Source organism: Azobacteroides sp. (SeqCode) (assembly GCF_055395615.1).
Genome location: NZ_AP014701.1, coordinates 500124 through 524571, shown reverse-complemented (window position 1 = coordinate 524571; position 24448 = coordinate 500124). Strand labels below are relative to the sequence as shown.

Below are 24448 nucleotides of genomic sequence, written 5' to 3'. Positions count from 1 at the left end.
TTATGTTAATAGATTATATGATAATTTTTCTACTCATTAAAATTAAAATCATTCTATCTAAAAATTCGTGATTAAGTACATATCTAAAAACAGTAGTTTTAAACTGTAGTTAATTTCTTATCTATACCGAGGTTAAATTAATATCAAAAAACATTTCTAAAAACTATATTAGTTGAATAAGTCAAATATATTATAAACTAATTACATTTTGTTAGCTGTCTAATCGATTGATTCTGTTATATTTTATAGATTTTCTAGTATACTGACTTACTTATTATGAGCCAAAACGATCATCTAATAACAGATACAATAAACCTTCAAAATAAGTTATTCTAATAAATCTTGAATAGAACAGACTCCCGACAGTAAAATTTGGAAAATTACAAGGAAAAAACAACTAAACTTAAATATTCATATTCTCCACTGTATTTAGATAAATTGGATCGTTTCCCATATTTCAATTATGGAACCCATATTCATACTCTTCTATAATTCCTTTCAGTAAAATTACAGCTAACAAATACCGTAACTTCTATCTTATTTCATACATAGTTCGTAACTTTTTTATCAGGGATACGTCACCTCTTATTTCATAATAATGAAACTTTATTTTATCCTTTTTATATAATTATTATATTTATCAATTTTTTAGCATTTTATTCCCTAGAATTCAATATAATGTATGTATTCAAAATTTTCATACCCCATAAGTGGTCAAACAGCAGGCGTTAAATCAAGAAACTATCTATAGTAATTTTTTCATTAAAGGTACATCTAAAAATATTCATATAATCAGGGATTTTTCTCCATCCCAATTTTCTCTTTTCAGTCTTATTAGTACTTAATTCTTCAATTCTCATAAATTTCTCTTTTATTTCTTCTTAAATTTACTAAAATCTAAACTCCTAAATTAAGAGTGAAACTGGTAGTTTTATTCCTTTTATTTTTTTTACTATTTTTTCCTATTTCTCAAATTTTACCAGTAATTAAAATTGCATGACAATTTATATAGCTTTCCTTTTTAATATGTCAATAACATTGCAATAACAGGTCTAATTTTATTTATACTTAATATAAATAATTGAAACATCAGGGTTCTCTCACATATCAGTACTTATTGTATTTAATTGAAAATATCAAGTTGAAGTTATTGAGTAAGATATAATAAGAATTTATAACAATTCTTATGCAATAATTATCGTCATCAACTATCTTTCATCTTTTTGTCTTCAAAATCCATTGTCTTCTTTAAAATGTAATTTTTATTAATGTAATTAATATTATAATTTTCACTTTTAAGTGAAATAGACAGCTATCGGCATAAGTATACCTACATCGTTAGAAAAGTTTCTAAATATATGACTGTAAATCCATCACACAATAGAGTATTATTTTCAAATACATCAAAATTATTCCTTAGTACATTAAAGACTTGATATTACGTAATACTTTCAATCTCTGTATATTCCTTTGTTTAGTCTTCTTTTTTCATAGTATTAATTTGTTCTAGATAAAAAATTGTAACATACTTATTCAGATAATTGCCTTAGTAATTTAAAAATTAGAATTAAACTTCAATTTTAACACTCTATTTTATCTACTAATATATAATTTCACTAGGAAGAGTCATAAATCTTTTCAAATTTTTGAAGTTAAACTCATTTAATTTCCATTGTTTTCAACAAAAAATTGCAAATTATTCTATATAAAACACGTATCTCTCAAAGATTAATTTTTATATATGTGTTGTAGTTTTACAACTACAGAAGTTTTCGTTCATAATTAGTTTTCAAATTGGAACTTATTATTTAGTTTTTAGTGTAATTGAATGCATATATATATATTAATTTTTTACTCCTAAAAACTAAGTTAATACCAGAGCCCCTCAACATATGTAAATTCTACCTAATTTTATGCTTTGCTAGCATAAAATAAACTAAGTAATAATTAACATATACTGCACTGAAACTCCGTATCTTCTATTTACTCACAATTAAAAAATCTTCACACATATTACAAATATAATTTAATCTCTAAAGTTCTAATTTATACTCTAATAACACACATAGCATAGACTTTTTCTCTATACATTTTCCTCAGAAATACTTTTTAATCCCTTACATTCCTCTTTACTCTTAATCTATCTAAATACCTCTCATAAAAATCATCCTTCGAAATAATATGTTTAGTAAAAACAAAGTTTTTAATTCAAATTTACGCTCATAAATCTTAATTTTTTAGTCTGAAACACTACAGAGTATTACAAAGAATACATGTACATTGGAAGTTTGGTTGTTTTTTTGTAACATTTATTTAAAATTTACTTTTTTCAACCTTATGACGTTCACATTTATTAGATTCTTTCTTTTGTTCACATTTACTTTTTAAAAATTTGAAAATTTTATAAATGACAAGACATATAGTCATGATGGTTAACATATTTTTTCGTTTTATTCTATTAGGATACAATAGTATTTCAATATTTACAACAATTATAAAAGTAGAATACTTTCTTAATAAGAAATCATAAATTACTTACTAAAATATTCTCCATTTTCTTATTTCTCTATTTTATAGTATATCACAGGAAACGTTAATGAATTTAGTCTATATAGCTTAATTGTAATACAAATTGTCCATTTTTTCATATTTTAGCCGTATATTTTTTCCAAGTATAAACAACACCTCAAATTACTATATAAGTATGCACTATAATTAGTCCTTCATATCTCCTCCAATGTTTCTTTGTAGTCACCAAAAAATTCCTTCGAAATTTTTCAAAAAAAGTACTCTATCATACGATAGAGTCATAGCTATTGTTTTTATAGACCATTTAAAACGATAATAACATTTGTTCCTTCTACATAGAATGAAAATTTATGTATAAATACCAAGTTTATTATTATGACTTGAAATTATGTTCAATCATTAAAATATATTCTGACTTTTCTACAACCTAAAAAGAAAACATTTGTATATATACAAACTAAACACAATTAACTTTTAAAAAAAATTAAGGAGGAAACAAGTACAAAATACCTTACTAATATTTATATATGCCATTAAATAAATACTTGGTAATTATAGCCCATCAATCTCATTAGATAGGTTGACCATTTCTCTTGAAAAACTCTCATCTTGCCATTGAAATATGTTTAAGCCTATTTGTAAGGTAAAAGAATATCAATTTTCATAGATACATTCCTTTAAAAGGAATTCTTCATTTTTACTAGAAGAGTTTACGCTAAAAATTTTCACTGTAATTACGTTAGAATAATATTTCTAGAACATTATTACGATAATAGTAACTAAAATAATAACAACTATACAAAAAAAGTTTTTTTACATAAAAGTGTAATTCTGACTAAGCTGAATCTAAATATACTTATTAATAATTTATAGTATTTTATCACTTCTAAAAGTGAGTTTTTTCTAAACATTTTTTTAGTTTTTTCTTCTAAAATTCGCATTTTAAATCCATCAATCTTGTACTCTCCAGTACCGTTATTTTTGAGAAACTATCAAAAATAATGATACAACATTTCACTACCTTTTTATTGATTCGTAGGTGAAACTGTATGATGATTTTCATATAGTCTTCTTTTTAATATATCAATAAAACGTAAAGTAAATGTCCAATTCGTTTATACTTAATTTAGATAATTAAATATCTCAAGTGTCAATTCGTATGTCAATGCTTGTAAGTTTAATTGAAAAACAATTTATAAACATACTGTAAGTAGTTCTAAGTGTATGATTGTATCAATATCAACTAAAGTCATATTCAATAAAATATAATTGTACTTTTATATCTATTCTCATTCAATCTGGACAATAAAGTTTCGATTATAAATTCAGAAAATTTATTTAGATTGTGAATAAATTTTACAGCCTATCCTTTAGTTTACTTTATTTTTAGAAAGTTTTAAAAGCAGATAAATTACCTTCCAAAATATCAAATAATAAAGGGAAACTGATTTCTAGATTAGAATGATAATTATTAGTAGTAGCATTTTCTAATATTATTTACATTTACAAGTTAATTCGTATTAAAGTGAATTATAATTATGTGATTTACTCTTACTTACGTGAAATCTTTAATTTTACTTACTATAAATTATTATAGTGGTTTTTTATTGACTATAAATAAAAAACTAATTGCAATTAATATGCAGAAAAATTTAATAAATAGATTTACCTTTTCATTATATCTTTGTCAATTGATAGTACATAGTGAAATTATAAAGATTTTTTTGCATTATTATGATAGGATTTAGTCTTGTATTATAATTTCTGAAAAAAGATAACTATTTTTACCCAATGAATTTGGAGTATTAAGTTATTTATGATTTTTTTTAAAAGATGCGTTTAAGTACACTTACAGCTATTTCTCCTATTGATGGAAGGTATCATAGTAAAACAACGTCACTCTCCACCTTTTTTTCTGAATATGCATTAATTAGATACAGAGTATACGTAGAAATTGAATATTTCATTTCTTTATGTGAAATTCCGCTTCCACAGTTAAAAGAAATAAATTCATCCACTTTGCAAAACTCTCTAAGAGACATTTATAGTTTCTTTTCCATAAAAGATGCGGAAAATATAAAGCAAATAGAACGAACAATCAATCATGATGTAAAATCGGTCGAATATTTCCTAAAAAAAAGATTTGACGAATTAGGCTTGGGAAGCTACAAAGAGTTTATTCATTTCGGATTGACTTCTCAAGATATTAATAATACAGCTATTCCTTTAGCAATCAAACATACTTTGGAGAGTGATTATATTCCAATGTTAAAACAAATACGTAACATATTACAAAAAAATATAGTAGAATGGGAGAATATACCTATGTTAGCAAGAACTCATGGACAACCAGCGTCTCCTACCCGTTTAGGGAAAGAAGTTCAGGTTTTTGTTAGTCGTTTGGAACAACAATTAAAACTATTACAAAATATTCCTATTTCAGCTAAATTCGGTGGCGCAACAGGTAATTATAATGCACATGTTATTGCTTATCCACATATTAATTGGAAAGAATTTGGAAACAATTTTATATACAAAAAAATTGGATTAGTTCGGGAAAAATATACTACGCAAGTATCTAATTATGACAATTTGTCTGCTTTGTTAGATGCTTTAAAGCGTATTAATATCGTTCTATTAGATTTATCCAAAGATTTTTGGCTGTATATTTCAATGGAATATTTTAAGCAAAAGATAGTGGAAAATGAAGTAGGGTCTTCTGCAATGCCTCACAAAGTAAACCCAATTGATTTTGAAAATGCGGAAGGGAATTTAGGTATTGCGAATGCTCTTTTAGAACATTTATCCGCTAAATTACCAATTTCTCGTTTACAGAGAGATTTAACTGATTCTACAGTTTTAAGAAATATAGGTGTTCCGTTTGCTCATACTTCTGTTGCTTTTCAAAATTTGCAGCAAGGGTTAAGTAAGCTTTTACTCAACAGAGATGTTATAAAAAAAGATTTAGAAAATGCTTGGTCCATAGTAACTGAAGGCATTCAAACTATTCTAAGAAGAGAAGGGTATCCGGAACCTTATGAAATATTGAAATCATTAGCTCGTACTAATGATCGAATTACAGAAGAGACAATCCAAGCCTTTATAGACAAATTAGATGTAAATGAAACCATTAAAAAAGAATTACGGGCAATTACGCCCCATAGTTATACAGGTGTATGAATAAAATAATAAGCTCATCAGAGTATGAACACGGAATGCTATAAAAAAGAGCGAAACGATAAAAAGTTGTATAGTCAACTAAAACAGTTTTATAGTAAAAATGAGGAACAAAAATATTTGAAAAAGAAAAAAAATAACAAAAATGAAATTTCCATCCAAAATGGAAATAGTTGTAATCTTAATTCAAAACATAATTTTCAAAAAAAAGTTAACTGTGATAAGCTAAAGTCTAATCCTAGCAATTTAATTCGGTTAAACAAATATTTATCCAATGCTGGTCTTTGTTCTCGCCGTAAAGCAGATAAATATATTCAAGCTGGTTTAGTAAAAATAAATGGACTACTTGTTACCGAATTAGGAACAAAAGTAAATAGCACAGACAGAATAAAATTCTCTAATTCTCTTGTTTGTTCCGAGCATAAAGTTTATCTATTACTAAATAAACCAAAAAATTACGTGACTACTACTCATGATCCACAAGGAAGACCTACAGTCATGGATTTAGTTAAAACAGTATGTAAAAAACAAATTTTCCCAGTAGGTAGGTTAGATAGGAATACAACAGGTGTTTTATTATTAACCAATGATGGTGAGTTATCCGATAAACTGACACATCCTAGATATTTTAAAAAGAAAGTTTATCATGTATGGTTAAATAGAGAATTAAATACACTCGATATGCAGAAATTATCTAAAGGTATTCAATTAGAAGATGGTGAATTTTGTGCTGACGATATTAATTATGTAAATGATAAAGATAAAACTCAAATAGGTATAGAAATTCATTCTGGGCATAATCGTATTATTCGTCGTATGTTTGAAAATTTAGGTTATCGTGTAGTACAATTAGATCGTGTTTGTTTTGCTGGAATTACAAAGGAAAAGTTAAAGAAAGGTCAATGCCGTTTTCTTAACAGTCAAGAAATTTCCATGCTTTGTATGAAAAAATTTGATTGATATTATAGGAGATGAAAAGAGCAAGAATAATAGACTTATTAAATACAATCGATTTTAATAAAAAGGTTTGTGTAAAGGGATGGGTGAGAACTCGTAGGGAAAATAAAAACATCACTTTTATAGAATTAAATGATGGTTCTTCTGTTAGAAGCATTCAAATTGTGGTAAGTATTCCAAAATTGAGAGAAGGTTCCCTGAAGTTTATTACTACAGGAGCTTGTATTTCAACGAATGGGTTATTAGTAAAATCGAGAGGAAAATTTCAAAGAGTTGAAATACAAGCCGATGAAATAGAAATTTACGGAATTGCTGACCCAACTATTTATCCTTTACAAAAAAAAGAGCATTCATTGGAGTTTTTAAGGGAAATTGCACATTTACGTCCCCGTACCAATACTTTTGGATGTATTTTTCGAATTCGTCACCATTTAGCATACGCCATTCATGAATATTTTAATAAAAGGGGTTTTTTCTATTTTCATACACCATTAATAACAAGTTCAGATGCCGAAGGAGCAGGCTCTATGTTCCAAGTAACCAGTTTAGATATTTCCAAGTGCCCGAAAGTAAAAGATGGAAAAATAGATTATACACAAGATTTTTTCGGATGTTTAACTAATTTGACCGTTTCTGGACAGTTAGAAGGTGAGTTAGGAACTATGGCTTTAGGAAGAATTTATACTTTCGGGCCTATCTTTCGTGCAGAAAACTCTAATACTCCTCGTCATTTAGCAGAATTTTGGATGATAGAACCAGAAGTGGCTTTTTATGATATTAATGACAATATGGATTTGGCAGAAGATTTTTTAAAATATATTATTTCTCATACAATAAAATACAGTAAAGATGACATAGAATTTCTAAACAAAATATATGATAACGAATTAATTGAACGTTTGAATTTTGTACTTAATAATAGATTTGTTAGACTATCTTATTCTGAAGGAATAAGAATCCTTGAGCAAAGCGATAAGAAATTTGAGTTCCCTATTTATTATGGTACTGATTTGCAATCCGAACACGAGCGTTATTTAGTGGAGGATTATTTTAAGTGTCCTGTTATCATGACCGATTATCCGAAGAATATTAAACCGTTTTATATGAAACAAAATGACGATGGGGAAACTGTACGTGGAATGGATATTTTATTCCCAAAAATTGGAGAGATTATTGGTGGTTCAGAGCGGGAGTCTGATTATCAAAAATTACTAAACCGTATGAAAAAATTAAATATATCTACAGATAATTTATGGTGGTATTTGGATACGCGCCGTTTCGGAACAGCTCCTCATTCCGGATTTGGTCTTGGTTTTGAAAGATTAATGCTATTTATTACTGGAATGCAAAATATTCGTGATGTAATACCTTTTCCTCGAACACCTAAAAATTCAAAATTTTAATTAAACAGACTTACAACAAGTATAAAATGACCTCCAAAGTTTGTTTCGAGAAATACGAAATATTTGCTTACGATCTCTAATTCTACAAAAATCTTTTCATTTCAATAAAAAGATTTTTTTGTTTTAGATAGTTTATGAAACTTTAAAACCGATTTATCATTCATAAAAGATGAGTAAAAGAAAGAAGAAAAGACTGATAAATGTATTTTTTCCAGAATTTACTTTTTAGTCCCATCTACTGATATATATAAAAAAGCTTCAAAAAAAATGAACATCCCTATTCCCAATTATCTGAATACTTACTAAGTATAACTGGATTCTTTAAGTTCCAAGAGATAATAATTTTGCTTTGAATTATAAAGTGTTTTGAAAAGCGTTTTAAAATTTTGTTATTTAAGTGACTTTAATAAACTAATATTAAAATATTAGGCATACAAAAAACTTTTCTCATATGCCTAAAGTACTACATACTTGCCTAAAGAATTAATAGAATTTGTGAAAATCTTTGAAAAGCTTATGAGTCTAAATGTATCACAAATAGTCTAAAAATACATAAATTTGCTTAATCTGAGTGCCATATGATATATAGATAATTCTCATCCTTTAATTATCTATTATCGTTTCCACTTTTTGGATACTATCCTCTCTCGCATTTCTGTACAAGTTCACTAAAGGAATCTACTCCTTGTAATTAAGAGTGTTTAAAATGCAAAACAGTATTTTTTTAAGTAAGGAAGTTGATGTACATTGGAATAATGTTTCTATTAAAATTAATCTACTTCTCAATCGTTTTTTTATTCGGAAGGGAATTTTAATACTTTAAAAAACAAATGTAAGTTTTTGAATCAATCTGTTTTTTCTAAAATATCCAGTACATTTTCTCTAAATTTATTCTGTTTCTATTGTACCAGATAATAGTATTCCTATAATCTTAATTACTAGTACGGTCGAATGTCATATTGAATATACAAAATACTACAGATGAACCCCATTATCCCTTAGGTTTATCTGTAAGAATACATATGTATCGGATTTTAATATTCGATATATCAAACAAATTACAACATCTAAAAAGAAAATATCCTATTAGTCTTAACTACATTAACGCAAAAAAACAATTATATTCAATTAATTTAATTTACATTTAAATGTTCGTGCTTTTACAAACACAATACTTAGTTTTAACTAATTTAATTAAAAAGAATCCCACTATGTTTTGCATAGACGATAAAAAAAGTTAACACTCTACTAACATACAACAATTTTAGTGATGTACCCTCTTATATACTTACTCTATTTTTATTTTTAAGCTTTTATATAGGAATATGAAATCAAAAAGCAGTATTTCTTAAAATCAAAAAAAAATAGGTAATAACACAGGAATTATTATTTACAATAATAATTCCTGATATAATTAATTGGAAAATATTTATATAAAAACCATGATTTCAAAATCAGTTAATGCATTTTTTTACTTTTACTGGTATAGATAGATAGATAGATAGATAGATAGATAGATAGATAGATAGATAAACTGGATAAATTCTGGATACGACACAAAAACATCATTGGTGTCAAACACATCCTCTGATTCAGAATAACTATCTATGAATTTTGCACTAGTTGCTATTATTTTTTCTTTATACTTTTCATAAAAATCATATATACGCTCCTAAATATTCACTAAGACTTATATAAATAAGCACTAGTGAATATTTAGGAGCGTATATGCCCATTCCCTTCTATAAGATACTTATAAGTGGTCAACTCATCTAATCCCATAGGGCCACGAGCATGTAATTTTTGTGTACTAATACCTATTTCTGATCCCATACCAAATTTAGAACCATCAGTAAAAGCAGTAGAAACATTAGCATAAACACAGGCCGCATCAACTGCTTGTAAAAACAACTTAATAGATTCAGACGATTCACTTATAATACATTCACTATGTTTTGAACCATAATTAGTAATATGATCTATCGCTTCATAAATATTACTAACAGTGCAAATACTCATTTTATAGTCTAAAAATTCTGTACCAAAGTTTTCTTCTATTGCTGATTGAAGCAAATTAGAAGGGTAATAGGTCATTAATGCTTTATACGAGAGTTTATCAGCATAAATAAGTACGTTATTTTTTTTTAGGTCACTACATATATAAGGTAAATCGTTTAGTCTTTTCTGATGGAAAACCAAACAATCCAAAGCATTGCAAACACTTACACGACGAGTTTTTGCATTATTGATGATCATCCTTCCTTTTTCTTTGTCTCCTTCTTTATCAAAATAAGTGTGACAAATACCAGCACCTGTTTCAATAATTGGAATACGAGTATTATTTCGTACAAAACTAATCAAAGAACTACTACCACGCGGAATAATCAAATCTATCAATCCAACAGCTTTTAACAAAGCGAGAGTAGAATCTCTATCAGGAGGTATTAATGTACATATATTTACATCAATACGATACTTTTTTAGTACTTGGTGTATTATATACACTAGAGCATGATTGGACAAATTGGCATCTGAACCACCTTTTAATACACAAGCATTCCCACTTTTAAAGCAAAGAGAAAAAACATCAAAAGTTACATTCGGACGAGATTCATAAATAATTCCAATAATGCCAAAGGGTACTCTCATCTTTTTAATTAACATGCCATTTGGACAAACTGTTTTGTACAATATTTTACCTATAGGAGAAGAGAGAATGGCAACATTTTTCATATCATTCGCAATCTCTTGCAAACGTTCTTTCGTCAATTTTAGTCGGTCATATTTGGGATCAGATGAATTCATACGTGATAAATCTTCAAAATTAGCTGCAAGTACAATATCCTGATTTTCTAGCAAGTGTTCTGCTGTATCTTTCAGAACATTTTTAATAGTTTCATTACTTATACTTATTAAAGTACGTGAAGCAATTCCTGCTTGTTGCAAAAGATTTCGTACTTGATTGTTCATAAATATTTTTTAAACAATTATTCTAAATAAAGATAATCACAATGTATTAATGGTTTCATATCGTGTTTGCCTATGTGTTGAGATGCTTCTTTACTATTATAGCTAGATCTTCCTACTCCTATTTGAATACCATTTTCATCAATTATACGAACAATATCATCCTTCTTAAAATTACCAACAATATGAGTAACTCCAACTAAAAGAACACTAACAGCTTTCTTTCCTTGAAGTACTTTTGCTGCTCCACTATTAATATATATTTCTCCCTTAGCAAAATCTTCAGAGTGAGCTATCCATGTTTTTACTCCACTTATTGTTTTTTTTGCTGGTTTGAATTTAGTATAAACTACATCATTCTTCTCTTTTAATAACTCAAGCAATATATTTTCACGCCGACCGTTGGCAATAATAACAGTTGTACCCTCTTCAGCTACTTTTCGAGCAATACGACATTTAGTTTGCATTCCACCACGTCCAAAAGAAGATTGAATGATTTGTACACAATTTGAAATATCTTTATCCTCTGTTATTTCTCTGATAACTGATGTACTAGGATCATTTGGATCACCATTATAAATTCCATCCACATTACTAAGAAGAATCAAAGTCTCCATTTTCATCATAGTGACTATCAAAGATGATAGTTCATCATTATCAGTAAACATAAGTTCACTTACGGAGACAGTGTCATTTTCATTTACAATAGGAATGACCTTGTTTTCCAACATTATTTCCATGCAATGTTTTTGGTTTAAATAATGTGAACGGCTACTAAAATTCTCTTTAGTAGTAAGTACCTGCCCACAAATGATCCCATGGTTATGAAATAATTTATAATAGTGATTAATTAACTTGGCTTGTCCTACTGCAGAATAAAGCTGTCTGGCTGAAACAGAATCTAATTTCTTTTCTAATCTGATTTCGTTCCGGCCAGAAGCAACCGCACCAGAAGAGATTATAATAATTTCTATTCCCTGTTTATGTAATTTTGCTATTTGATCTACCAAAGTCGATATTTGTGTAATATCCAATGTACCATCGTTACGTGTTAATACATTACTCCCTATTTTAATAGCAATACGCTTCATTCAAAAATTTATAAATAAATTATACTCTTGCTTCTTAATCAATTCAAAACGACTAAAATAACCGATTATTAAAAAATGGCCAAATCTAACAAAAGTATTTATGAAAATAACTATTTAAGATTTAATATATTTTTTCTTCATATACAATGGTATACAAGCAATTTTAATAAATGCTTTATACTTTTTTACCTTTTATAAAAATTTTATTACATATATTGTGTTCAATTCTAATTCAGAGGTATTTTTTATATTAAGAAGCTTCACTTATTTGAGGTAAAACAAGTGCCCAAAATAGTAAACTATAATAAAAATACTTATTCCTTCATTTTAAACCATAGATATCTTCTTAAGAAGAAGCCACACATCACGCCTGCTGTATATTACTTTAGTAAATCTTTAGAAAGATTTGACATGGGAACTCCACCCATACTGCAATGTAGTTTAACTTTACAAAATAATCAATGTTGTTACTCTTAAAAGTAACAAAAACATATAACATTTGACGTAATGTAGAATTTTTTTTGTTGAAAAATTCTGAATATTCGTAGAGAGTCGTAAAGCCAAAGCTAGAATATTTTTATGCATAATAATTCCTATTTTATTATTCAATGATTTCATTTTGACTTTACAATTATTACATAACAATCTCTGCAATGTAACGATGTTTTTAGACATTTTTTTGTATTTGAAAGGCTCTTTTTAGCTTTTATTTTCAGTAATTCTCCTTATTTCAAGTTGGTTGAATCTACAAATAAGCAACTCACTTTGGGTTAAGTTTGGAAATTAAAAAAGTCCATTGATAGCATATTTATATGTTATTGAAAAATTCAAACAATACTTTCTATACTTTATCTTTATTTATAAAAAATAAAATCTACAAATCTTAATCATAAATATTGTTAATTCCACTTTTTGTTAAATTTTTATTAATTGTTTTTAACAATTAATAAAACAGTATTCTTACCATATAGAACGATAAAATACATATAGTTTTGAAACAAATTTTCTAAAAGAATATACATCAAATTACTTATTCAATTATCACAGTTCATAACAATTTGTAGTTGCTTTTTATAATTAGCAAGAAATTTTAATAGAATTAAATACTTCCTAATTAATTTTATCTACTATAAACTAGCTAGGTATTATTTGTATTCATCCCAACTTTTGATGGGAATTTTACTTAGATCTATTAGACAAAAAGCATGTATGAATGCTGAGGCAAGACGAGAATTAGTAAATAAAGGGATATTGAAATCTATTGCCCCACGACGAATTTTATAACCATTTGATAATTCTCCTTGTGTTAGATTTTTAGGAATATTTATTACCAAGTCTACTTGTTTTTCACGAATCATATCAAGAGCAGAAGGATTTTTTTTTTCATTGGGCTGATATACACGAATAGAAGGAATATCATTATTGGAAAAAAAACGGTGTGTTCCTTCGGTAGCATATAATACATAACCTTTCTGTTGCAATAAGCGACATGAATTCAAAATATATACTTTAGAGCGTAAAGTTCCACCTGATACTAATATATTTTTTTTAGGAATACTCATCCCAACTGAAAGCATAGATTTCAATACAGCTTCATAATAGTCGTCACCAATACAACCAACTTCACCAGTAGAAGACATATCTACTCCCAGTATTGGGTCAGCTTCTTGAAGTCGTGAAAAAGAAAATTGAGAAGCTTTGATTCCTACATAATCTAAATCAAATTCATTTTTATTCGGTTTATTAATAGAATCTCCCAACATAACAAGAGTTGCTAATTCTATAAAGTTTAATTTTAATATTTTAGATACAAAAGGAAAACTTCGAGAAGCACGCAAATTACATTCTATCACTTTGATTTCATTGTCTTTTGCCAAAAATTGTATATTAAACGGCCCAGTAATTAGCAATGCTTTTGCTATTTCTTTTGCTATTCGTTTGATTTTTCGGACAGTTTCCACATACAGTCTTTGTGGAGGAAACTGAATAGTTGCATCTCCAGAATGAATCCCAGCAAATTCTATATGTTCCGAAATAGCATAAGTAAGAATTTCTCCTCTATTCGCTACTGCATCTATTTCTATTTCTTTAGCATTTTGTATAAATTCACTCACTACGACTGGATGTTTTTTTGAAACATCAACAGCTAATTTTAGAAAAAAAATTAATTCCGATTGATTAGCACAAACATTCATTGCTGCTCCTGATAATACGTATGAAGGACGAATCAATACAGGGAACCCTACTTCTTCTACAAATTTGTAAATATCTGATAGCGAAATTAATTCTTTCCATTTCGGTTGGTCAATTTTCAATCTATCGAGCATAGAAGAAAATTTATGTCTATCTTCAGCATTATCTATACTGGAAGCATTTGTTCCAAAAATCGGAATGCCAGATCTATCTAAAGATAGTGCAAGATTATTTGGAATCTGTCCACCAGTTGATAAAATTATACCTTTTGGATTTTCCAATTCAATGATATCCATAACTCTCTCTAGAGTTAACTCATCAAAGTATAAACGATCGCATACATCATAGTCTGTAGAAACTGTTTCCGGATTATAATTAATCATTACTCCTTGCAGCCCTCTTTCCCGAATAGTTTTTAAAGCATTTACTGAACACCAATCAAATTCAACGCTACTACCAATACGATAAGCCCCAGAACCCAAAACAATTACTGCACATTTAACATTTAGATAATGGATATCATTTTCTATTCCATTATAAGTGAGATACAAATAATTAGTTTGGGCAGGGTACTCAGCAGCTAAGGTATCAATCTGTTTTACAACAGGCAAAATATTTAACATCTTGCGATATTTACGTAAAGATAAGATTTCATTGGTTGCTATATCAGAATTCTTATATAACAGTTTAGTAATTTGATAATCCGAAAAGCCTTTTTGTTTTGAAATCAGCAATAAATCAGCAGGTAATTCATTTATAGAATTATATTTTTCTATTTCTTTGGAAATTTGGTAAATAGACTGCAATTTTTGAAGAAACCAAAGATCTATTTGAGTCAATTCGTGTATTCGATCTATCGAATATCCAATTTTTAAGGCTTGAGCAATAATAAATATTCGTTTATCAGTTGGCTCAGATAAAGATTTGTCCATATGTGATACTTCCATATCATTATTTGCTACAAAACCATGCATACCTTGAGCAATCATTCGTAATCCTTTTTGAATCACTTCTTCAAAATTTCGACCAATAGCCATTACCTCTCCTACACTTTTCATATTTGAGCCAATTTCTTTAGATACACCATGAAATTTTCCCAGATCCCAACGTGGAATTTTACAAACTATATAATCTAAAGCCGGTTCAAAAAATGCCGTAGTTATTTTGGTTACAGAATTTTTTAAATCCTGCAATCCATAACCTAGAGCTAGTTTTGTTGCAATAAATGCTAATGGATAGCCTGTAGCTTTGGATGCCAAAGCTGAAGAACGGCTAAGACGAGCATTTACTTCAATTACACGATAGTCTTCAGAAGTAGTATCGAAAGCATATTGCACATTACACTCACCTACAATTCCAATATGACGGATGATTCGAATAGATAATTCTCGTAATTTTTGGTATTCTTGATTAGTCAAAGTTTGTGAAGGAGCAACAACAATACTTTCCCCAGTATGTATTCCTAGAGGATCAAAATTTTCCATATTACAAACCGTAATACAGTTATCGTATTTATCTCGTACTACTTCATATTCTATTTCTTTCCAACCTTTCAATGATTTTTCAATTAATAATTGGTTGGAATAATTAAAAGCTTTTTCTACTAATATCTGCAACTGTTCGTGACTATTGCAAAATCCACTACCTAATCCACCTAACGAATATGCTGCTCGTACAATAATAGGATAACCTAATTCTTCAGCTGCCTTGTGCGCATCCTTAATTGTTTCTACTGCAATGCTATTAATTGATTTTACATTTATTTGGTTCAATTTTTTTATGAATAGTTCTCTATCTTCCGTTTCAATGATAGATTGAACAGGTGTTCCTAATACATTTACATTATATTTTTCTAAAATACCTGACTGATAAAGAGATACTCCACAATTAAGAGCAGTTTGCCCTCCAAAAGAAAGTAGAATACCTTCTGGTTTTTCTTTTTCTATTATCCTTTCTACAAAAAAAGGAGTAACAGGGAGAAAATAAATTTTATCAGCTACCCCTTCCGAAGTCTGTACAGTTGCAATATTAGGATTAATTAAAACAGTATAAATACCTTCTTCCTTTAAAGCCTTTAATGCTTGTGACCCGGAATAATCAAATTCTCCTGCTTCGCCAATTTTTAAAGCTCCTGACCCAAGTAATAAAATTTTTTTATACTTACGCGAAGAGGGAATGCAAGGAACAAAGGAAGAAAATATTTTTTTTATATTTTTTGTAATTTGCTCTGCTTTTGATATATTGTTCACAAATGTATCAAAAAGGAATTCCGTATCTGTAGGCCCTGATGCGGCTTCTGGATGAAATTGTGTTGAAAACCAAGGATAAATTTTATGGCGGATTCCTTCATTTGAGTTATCATTCATATTGGTGAATAAAATTTCCCAATCATCACTCAGTTGTTTTGTATTTACTGCATACCCATGATTTTGAGAAGTGATAAAGCATTTTTTAGAATTTATCATTTGGATAGGTTGATTATGACTTCGGTGTCCATATTTCAATTTATAGATAGTTGCTCCTGCCGCTTTTGCTAATAATTGATTCCCCATACAAATTCCCATTATTGGTTTTCCACAACTCATAGCCTCCTTAATATGATTCACAGTTATCTTTCCATATTCAGGATTCCCAGGCCCATTAGAAATAAATAATCCATCATATTTTAACTTATTAAAGTTATAATTCCAAGGAACACGAATAACATTAGCACCTTTTTTCAATAAGCAACGAATAATATTATGCTTCACTCCACAATCGACCAATACAATAGTTTTTAGGCCATTTCCATATCTCAAAACCTCCTTACAACTAACTTTTTCTATTAAATTTTCCAATGAAGTATCTATAAAATCAATTTCGCTAAGAGAATCAAATACAATTTTTCCTTTCATAGAACCATATTCACGAATTAATTTAGTAATAGCTCGTGTATCTATTCCAAAAATACCTGGGACTTTGTGTTCTTTCAACCACTCTCCCAAACTTTTTCGTGCATTCCAATGGCTATATTTGCGAGAATATTCCGAAATAATTAATCCGCTTACTTGGATTTTTTCCGATTCATAGAACTTAGAAAGACCATTTATAACGCTATCTTCTGGAACACCATAGTTACCAATTAAAGGGTAGGTAACTGTAAGAATTTGTCCTGCATAGGAAGGATCGGTTAAACTCTCTGGGTAACCAACCATTGCAGTATTAAAAACTACTTCGCCTGAAGTCGGAATTTCGTATCCAAAAGAGTAACCTTCAAATTTCGAACCGTTTTCTAACACTAGAGCAATTTTTTTATCCATGAAATTATATATACATATGTATTCTCTGGGATATCAAAGTTATAGGATAAAAATGAGTTTTTCATTATCATGTATACAAATTTTGACCTTATTTCATATATTTTATGTATATTTGGGAGATATGTTTTATTTAATTCCATCAAAAATATATGGGGAAAACAATTAAAGGAAAAGCATTACGTTATCACTCGGAGGGTAAGCCTGGGAAAATAGAAGTTATTCCAACAAAACCTCACAGCACCCAATATGATTTATCATTGGCTTACTCTCCTGGAGTAGCCGAACCTTGTCTTGTAATAGAAAAAAATCCTGAAAAAGCGTATGATTATACAGCAAAAGGGAATCTTGTTGCTGTAATTTCTAATGGAACGGCTGTGTTAGGGTTGGGAGATATTGGAGCAGTAGCAGGTAAGCCTGTGATGGAAGGTAAAGGTTTGTTATTTAAAGTTTTTGCTGGTATCGATGTATTTGATATTGAAGTTAACGAAAAAAATATTGATAAATTTGTAGAGGCTGTCAAAGCAATTGCTCCAACATTTGGGGGAATTAATTTAGAAGATATTAAAGCTCCTGAATGTTTCGAGATAGAAAGAAGACTAAAAGAAGAGTTGGACATTCCAGTGATGCATGATGACCAACATGGTACAGCAATTATTTCTTCAGCAGGGTTAATAAATGCTTTGGAAATAGCCGGTAAAAAGATTGAAGATGCAAAAATTGTTGTAAACGGAGCTGGAGCATCTGCTAATTCATGTACACACTTGTATATGGCTCTAGGAGCTAAAAAGAAAAATATTGTTATGTGTGATAGTAAAGGTGTTATTTCTGTATATCGTTCCGATTTAACACCTGAAAAAGCTTTTTTTGCTTCTAAAAGAAAAATAAATACTCTTGTAGAAGCTTTGGTAGGAGCAGATGTTTTTTTAGGTTTATCTGTTGCTAATGTTTTGACAGGAGAAATGATTTGTAGTATGTCTGAAAATCCAGTTGTTTTTGCATTAGCAAACCCAAATCCAGAAATATCTTACCAAAAAGCTAAAGCTTCTCGTCCAGATATTATTTTCGCTACTGGTCGTTCAGATTACCCAAATCAAGTAAATAATGTATTGGGATTTCCTTATATTTTTCGTGGTGCATTAGACATACGAGCAACAGTCATTAATGAAGAGATGAAGTTGGCTGCTGTCAAAGCAATTGCTAGTTTAGCAAAGGAATCAGTTCCAGATGTTGTAAATGCTGCTTATGGACTTTCTCATTTAAATTTTGGACGCGAATATATTATTCCTAAACCTATGGATCCACGATTGCTTACCCGTGTATCCATAGCTGTAGCAAAAGCTGCTATACAATCAGGAGTAGCCAAAAAAATTATTACCGATTGGAATCGGTATGAAGATAATTTGCAAGATTTAATGGGTTACGACAATAAACTTATCCGTCAGTTGAGTGATATAGCTTTTAAAAATCCAAAACGCGTCGTATTTGCTGAAGGTTCACATGAAAATATGCTGAAAGCAGCTGCACAAGTTAGAGACGAAAAAATTGCTTATCCTATTTTATTAGGAAATGATGAACGTATCATTAAGTTAGCATCTGAAAATAATATAGATTTAGAAGGCATAAAAATAATCAATCTACGTCATGATAGTGAAATGGATAGAAGGCATAGATATGCAGCTTTGTTATCTAAAAAAAGAGCTCGTGAAGGAGCTACTCTTGACGAAGCTATAGATAAAATGTTTGAGCGTAACTATTTTGGAATGATGATGGTAGAAACAGGAGATGCCGATGCTTTTGTTACAGGTGTTTATACCAAATATTCTAACACTATCAAAGTAGCCAAAGAAGTAATAGGAATACGCGAAGGACATTGCACTTTTGGAACTATGCATATTTTAACAGGGCAAAAGGGTACTTATTTTCTTGCTGATACTCTTGTTAATCGTCATCCATCAACTGAAGAGCTCGTAGATATTGCTAAATTAACCGCTGAAACTGTTCGTTTTTTTGCTCAAGAACCAGTAATTGCAGGGGTTTCTTATTCTAATTTTGGTTCATACACAGGAGGAAGTCCGGCTAGTATGCATAAAATGATAAAAATTATGCAAGAAGAATATCCTAACTTAGCAATAGACGGAGAAATGCAAGTTGGTTTTGCTCTTGACAAAATCTTACGGGATAATAAATACCCATTCAATCGATTGCTTGGTAAGGACGTAAACGCATTAGTTTTTCCTAATCTGAGTTCTGCTAACATTGCCCAAAAATTATTAAACGAAATGCAAGTTGGCGATATGACAGGTCCCATCCAGATGGGATTAAAAAAACCTATCCATTTTACTGATATTGCAAGTTCAGTACGAGACATTGTTAATATTGTCGTTATAGCTGTAGTCGATGCTATCGTTATGGAAAAGTTACAATCGAATAAAACAATCATAAACCAAAATTAGCACAAAAACGACAGACCTTCGACCCGTTGAAAGATTGTTGCGGAGGCAAGACTCGAACTTACGACCTTTGGGTTATGAGCCCAACGAGCTACCAACTGCTCCACTCCGCGATATTTTCCCTACAAAGATATTTTTTTTTTCATTAAAACCAAATTTTTACAAATCTTTTCAATCAATTTTTTCTTGCTTTTATAATACTTTACTATATTTGTATACAATTGATTGCGTACGAATATAGTAAAGTATTATAAAAGCGTTGTAATAATGAAATTATTAGAAGGAAAAACAGCAATTGTGACGGGAGCTTCGCGTGGAATTGGCAAGGCAATTGCCATTTGTTTCGCACAAGAAGGGTGTAATATTGCATTTACTGATATAACCATTGATGAAAATACTATAAATGAAATAAAACTGTTTGGAGTAGAAGTAAAGGGTTATACTTCTGATGCAGCTGATTTTGAAGATACTCACAAAATAATAGAAGAAATAATTAAAGATTTCAATAATATTGACATTTTAGTTAACAATGCGGGTATTACTCGTGATAATTTAATGATTCGTATGACCGAAAAGCAATGGGACTTAGTTCTTAAAATAAATTTAAAATCAGCTTTTAATTTTATTAATTCTTTGACTCCTATAATGATAAAACAGAAATTCGGGAGTATTATCAATATAAGTTCTGTCGTTGGTGTGCATGGGAACGCAGGACAATCGAATTATTCTGCTTCTAAAGCAGGTATGATTGGATTGATAAAATCTGTTGCAAGAGAATTAGGGGTTCGTGGAATACGTGCAAACGTTATAGCTCCTGGATTTATTTCCACTGAAATGACTCATAAGCTTTCGGAAGAAGTTCGTGCCGAATGGGTAAAAAAAATTCCATTACGTCGTGCTGGTACAACTAAAGATGTTGCCAACATCGCTTTGTTCCTTGCTTCTGATCTTTCGTCTTACGTTACAGGACAGGTTATTCAAGTGGATGGAGGAATGAATACCTAAATAAATCACTTTTTAGTGAATTGAAATATTTTTCTTATTGCCTTGTTTTGATTAAATAAATGGGGAAATACTCTTCTTCTTTATTGAAAAATGCTATCAATGAATTTGCTAAATTACCGGGTATTGGTCGTAAAACTGCCTTACGATTAGTGCTTCATCTCCTAAAGAAAACCCAAAAAGAAGTTGAAAATTTTGGAAAAGCTATTATTACTCTCCGAAACAAAATAAATTACTGTAAGGTTTGTCACAATATTTGCGATAATGAAATTTGTGATATTTGTAGTAATACATCACGAGACATTTCTTTAATTTGTGTAGTAGAAAACGTTAGAGACGTAATAGCAATTGAAAGTACAGGACAATTTCATGGATTATATCATGTACTAGGCGGAATTATATCTCCAATGGAAGGAATTGGCCCCAGAGATTTACAAATAAGGAGCTTAATGGAAAGAGTTAAAAGTGGCGAAGTAAAAGAAATTATCTTAGCCTTGAGCCCCACAATGGAAGGGGATACAACTAATTTTTATATTTATAGGAAACTTTACAATATTGATTTGAAAGTGATAATATCAATCCTTGCTCGTGGTGTTCCTATTGGTGATGAAATTAAATATACGGACGAAATTACATTAGGAAATTCTATATTAAATCGCGTTGATTTCAGTAAAACTATTGAATATAAATAAAAAGTAAGATATTCCTGCTGTAGCTTCTGTAGTTGTCTTTTTAGATTCTAATGCTCAAAATGTCATTTCTTCATTTGGTTTTGACAGAAGCGGAGAGAACAGGATTCGAACCTGTGGTACCTTTTTTTGGTACACACGCTTTCCAAGCGTGCCTCTTCAACCACTCAAGCACCTCTCCTAAGTATTTTTCAGAAAAATCGAAAATATAAAAATCAAATATTGAATAATCTGTCAGCATTGTTCGAAGTTTTGTTTGCAATAAATTCAAGAGGCAAATTATAAATCTCTGCAACTTTCTTTGCTGTATGAACAATATAAGCTGATTCATTTCTTTTCCCTCTAAATGGAACAGGAGTAAGATAAGGCGCATCCGTTTCCAAAAGAATTTTTTCAATAGGTGCAAGAGATAAATATTCCTGGAATTTAATATTCTTATAAGTTACTGTACCATTAATTCCCAACATGAAATTTTTACACTTTAATATTTCTACCAAATTTTCTAGGCTCCCAATAAAACTATGAAATACACCATATAATTTATCTACCCCAACTTTATACAAACTTTCAAAAACTTGAGGAAAAGCTCCTCGCACATGGATAACAACTGGTAAATTCCACTCGATACTCCAATTTAATTGTTCTTCAAAGGCCTCTATTTGTTCCTTAATATACGTTTTATCCCAAAAAAAGTCTATTCCAATTTCTCCTATTGCAATAAACGTTTGTTTTTCTAATTCTTTACGGACAATTGCCAAATCTTTTTTATAGTTTGTATTAATACTTATCGGATGTAACCCCATCATAGAAAAACAAACATTTGGGAAACTTTTACGTAAAGCATTCACACGAGGAATAGATGCTAAATCTATATTAGGGATACAAATTTTTTTTACTCCAACTATAAAGGCTCTTCTAATTATTTCCTGAATATCAGAATCAAATACCACAAAGGAAAGATGGGTGTGAGTATCAACTAGAAGCATTTAATTTTATTCTCTTTTAAGAAAAAAATTGTACACCGTATTCTTTAAATTTTCTTTTTCGTTCAACAGATGGTAAATCCCAATATTTAAATTCTACTTTTGTCCAAACATTCAAAATTATTCGATTTGCTTCATTTCGTAATTTATCTAAGTTTTTTTGTATACGAACAACATTTTGTCGATATGTTTTCAAATTTTGAAAAGAATCCTTAAACAATTCATAATACACTTTTACTTTAGAAATAGTTGGATTATAAATTGGAGATCCGCCTTGAAAAATTCTCTCCGATTCTCCTTTAATTAATTGTTCACCCCATTCCAATACAGCTTTTTCTGTAGAGAGATTTGGAAGTGTATTTTCTTCAATACCATAATAAGTTCTACTTTCCGGTTTTAATTCGTTTCGTATCACCGATAGATTTAAAACTTGAATAAAATGAGAAATATATAATTGTAAAGTTTTAAATAAATCCTCATATTGCTTTCTAGCATTAGATTCTTCTTCTAATGCTTTTTCAAAACAAACCCATTCTTTTTCATACAAAGGTAAAAAGAGACGAAAATCATACAATTCCTTCTCCGAAAGAATAGTATCTCCTCCTTTGAGCAATTTTTCACACTTAAGGATAACATTCAAAGTTCTAAGACATTCTGCATCTGAATTTGGTAATTTTTTCGCAGGCATAAATGAAACTTCATTAATTTTAAGATGTTCTTTCTATTAAACTTCTGGTCAAATTGACCAAAGATAGTTTTTTTTCTTCTTCAATGGTTACTCTTTTTAGAGAATGCAAAGCCAGTTGATAGTGACTTTTTATTACATCACAAATTTTTTCTTTTATTTTTTTTTTATTATATAAAGCAATAATAAACGCAATTTTTTCCTCTTTTTGTTGTTGCTCTTTTTTGTTTAACAAACAAAGTAATTTTTCTCGTTCAGTTTTGTTACAAGCATTTAAAGCATTTATAAGCAAAAAAGTCCTTTTATTTGAAAGAATATCTTTACCTATCTCTTTTCCGAAAGAATTATCTCCGTATACATCCAACATATCGTCTTGTATTTGAAAGGCAATCCCCAAATTAATACCAAAATTTTGTAAGAGTTTTGCATTTTGTTTACTAGAACCACCTATAATAGCCCCAGAATATAGACAAGCAGATAGTAGTTTTGCTGTTTTAAGACGAACTAATTTCAAGTATTCTTCTTCACGAACGTCCAAGCGATTTTCAAATAATGTATCATACATTTGTCCTTCACAAACTTGCATGGAAACAGAGGAAAATAAACGTAATAGAATATTCCTGTATTGTATTGGTGATTTAGACATATATTTATAAGCAAGTATTAACATAGAATCACCTGCAAGAAGTGCTATTGTTTTATTCCATTTTATATGGACGGGTGGCAGTCCTCTTCTTAAAGAGGCATTATCCATAATATCATCGTGCATTAAAGTGAAATTGTGAAAAATTTCCCAAGCTAAAGCTGTATTCATCGCATATTTTATATCCTCTTGAAAGAGGAGACAAGCCATAAGTGTGAGAATTGGACGAATTCTTTTCCCTTTCATAGACAAAAGATAAACTATTGGTTCGTAAAGTTCTTTTGGTTTTTTAGGATACGATATTTCAGCAATTTTTTTTGTGATAAGTGATAATACTTCCTGATAATTCATTTGATTTTTCTAATCAAAAATAGAGTAAC

General features: G+C 29.4%; 12 protein-coding genes, 2 tRNA genes and 1 pseudogene. 6 read left to right on the top strand and 9 right to left on the bottom strand.

The annotated features are described in order from the left end of the window. Positions 1 to 4362 precede the first annotated feature (4362 nt). From purB to asnS, 3 genes are read left to right on the top strand one after another with little or no spacing between them, the layout of a single operon-like run. On the top strand, positions 4363 to 5709 hold the full coding sequence (purB, locus tag ACZ5QM_RS02160; protein WP_464182345.1) for an adenylosuccinate lyase: 1347 nt from the start codon (positions 4363 to 4365) through the stop codon (positions 5707 to 5709). Positions 5710 to 5733: 24 nt separating this feature from the next. Next, positions 5734 to 6666, top strand: a complete 933-nt coding sequence (locus ACZ5QM_RS02155; protein WP_464202990.1) for a pseudouridine synthase — start codon at positions 5734 to 5736, stop codon at positions 6664 to 6666. Between the two features lie 11 nt (positions 6667 to 6677). Then, complete coding sequence (gene asnS, locus ACZ5QM_RS02150) at positions 6678 to 8066, top strand: asparagine--tRNA ligase (RefSeq protein ID WP_464182343.1); 1389 nt, start codon at positions 6678 to 6680, stop codon at positions 8064 to 8066. A gap of 1716 nt (positions 8067 to 9782) precedes the next feature. Here the strand turns inward: asnS and ACZ5QM_RS02145 are convergent. The 4 genes and pseudogenes from ACZ5QM_RS02145 to carA all read right to left on the bottom strand — a co-directional run. Next, positions 9783 to 11036 (bottom strand): glutamate-5-semialdehyde dehydrogenase, encoded by a 1254-nt coding sequence (locus ACZ5QM_RS02145; RefSeq protein ID WP_464182342.1) that lies wholly within the window; start codon positions 11034 to 11036, stop codon positions 9783 to 9785. Between the two features lie 17 nt (positions 11037 to 11053). Next, on the bottom strand, positions 11054 to 12124 hold the full coding sequence (proB, locus tag ACZ5QM_RS02140) for a glutamate 5-kinase (RefSeq protein WP_464182340.1): 1071 nt from the start codon (positions 12122 to 12124) through the stop codon (positions 11054 to 11056). A 1145-nt stretch (positions 12125 to 13269) separates the two neighbouring features. Continuing rightward, complete coding sequence (carB, locus tag ACZ5QM_RS02135; protein WP_464203038.1) at positions 13270 to 16494, bottom strand: carbamoyl-phosphate synthase (glutamine-hydrolyzing) large subunit; 3225 nt, start codon at positions 16492 to 16494, stop codon at positions 13270 to 13272. 60 nt (positions 16495 to 16554) lie between these two features. Beyond that, positions 16555 to 17616 (bottom strand): annotated as a pseudogene (carA, locus tag ACZ5QM_RS02130) (glutamine-hydrolyzing carbamoyl-phosphate synthase small subunit); the annotation flags it as partial. Positions 17617 to 17765: 149 nt separating this feature from the next. Here carA and ACZ5QM_RS02125 point away from each other — a divergent pair. Beyond that, entirely contained in the window at positions 17766 to 20069 is a 2304-nt protein-coding gene (locus tag ACZ5QM_RS02125; protein ID WP_464182339.1) for an NADP-dependent malic enzyme, read from the top strand. 37 nt (positions 20070 to 20106) lie between these two features. Here ACZ5QM_RS02125 and ACZ5QM_RS02120 read toward each other — a convergent pair. After that, positions 20107 to 20179 (bottom strand) — tRNA-Met (locus ACZ5QM_RS02120). Positions 20180 to 20333: 154 nt separating this feature from the next. On the opposite strand from ACZ5QM_RS02120, the gene fabG reads away from it, so the two are divergent. Both fabG and recR read left to right on the top strand, forming a co-directional pair. Continuing rightward, a complete protein-coding gene (fabG, locus tag ACZ5QM_RS02115) occupies positions 20334 to 21071 on the top strand; it encodes a 3-oxoacyl-[acyl-carrier-protein] reductase (RefSeq protein WP_464182338.1) in 738 nt (245 codons plus the stop codon). 59 nt (positions 21072 to 21130) lie between these two features. Further along, a complete protein-coding gene (gene recR / locus ACZ5QM_RS02110; protein WP_464182337.1) occupies positions 21131 to 21760 on the top strand; it encodes a recombination mediator RecR in 630 nt (209 codons plus the stop codon). 90 nt (positions 21761 to 21850) lie between these two features. Here recR and ACZ5QM_RS02105 read toward each other — a convergent pair. The 4 genes from ACZ5QM_RS02105 to ACZ5QM_RS02090 all read right to left on the bottom strand — a co-directional run bounded on the left by ACZ5QM_RS02105 (position 21851) and on the right by ACZ5QM_RS02090 (position 24419). Further along, positions 21851 to 21938: transfer RNA gene (locus tag ACZ5QM_RS02105), tRNA-Ser, on the bottom strand. A gap of 34 nt (positions 21939 to 21972) precedes the next feature. After that, entirely contained in the window at positions 21973 to 22743 is a 771-nt protein-coding gene (locus ACZ5QM_RS02100) for a TatD family hydrolase (protein WP_464182336.1), read from the bottom strand. Between the two features lie 16 nt (positions 22744 to 22759). Next, positions 22760 to 23428 (bottom strand): hypothetical protein, encoded by a 669-nt coding sequence (locus ACZ5QM_RS02095; RefSeq protein ID WP_464182335.1) that lies wholly within the window; start codon positions 23426 to 23428, stop codon positions 22760 to 22762. A gap of 19 nt (positions 23429 to 23447) precedes the next feature. Next, on the bottom strand, positions 23448 to 24419 hold the full coding sequence (locus ACZ5QM_RS02090; RefSeq protein WP_464182333.1) for a polyprenyl synthetase family protein: 972 nt from the start codon (positions 24417 to 24419) through the stop codon (positions 23448 to 23450). Between the last annotated feature and the right edge of the window lie 29 nt (positions 24420 to 24448).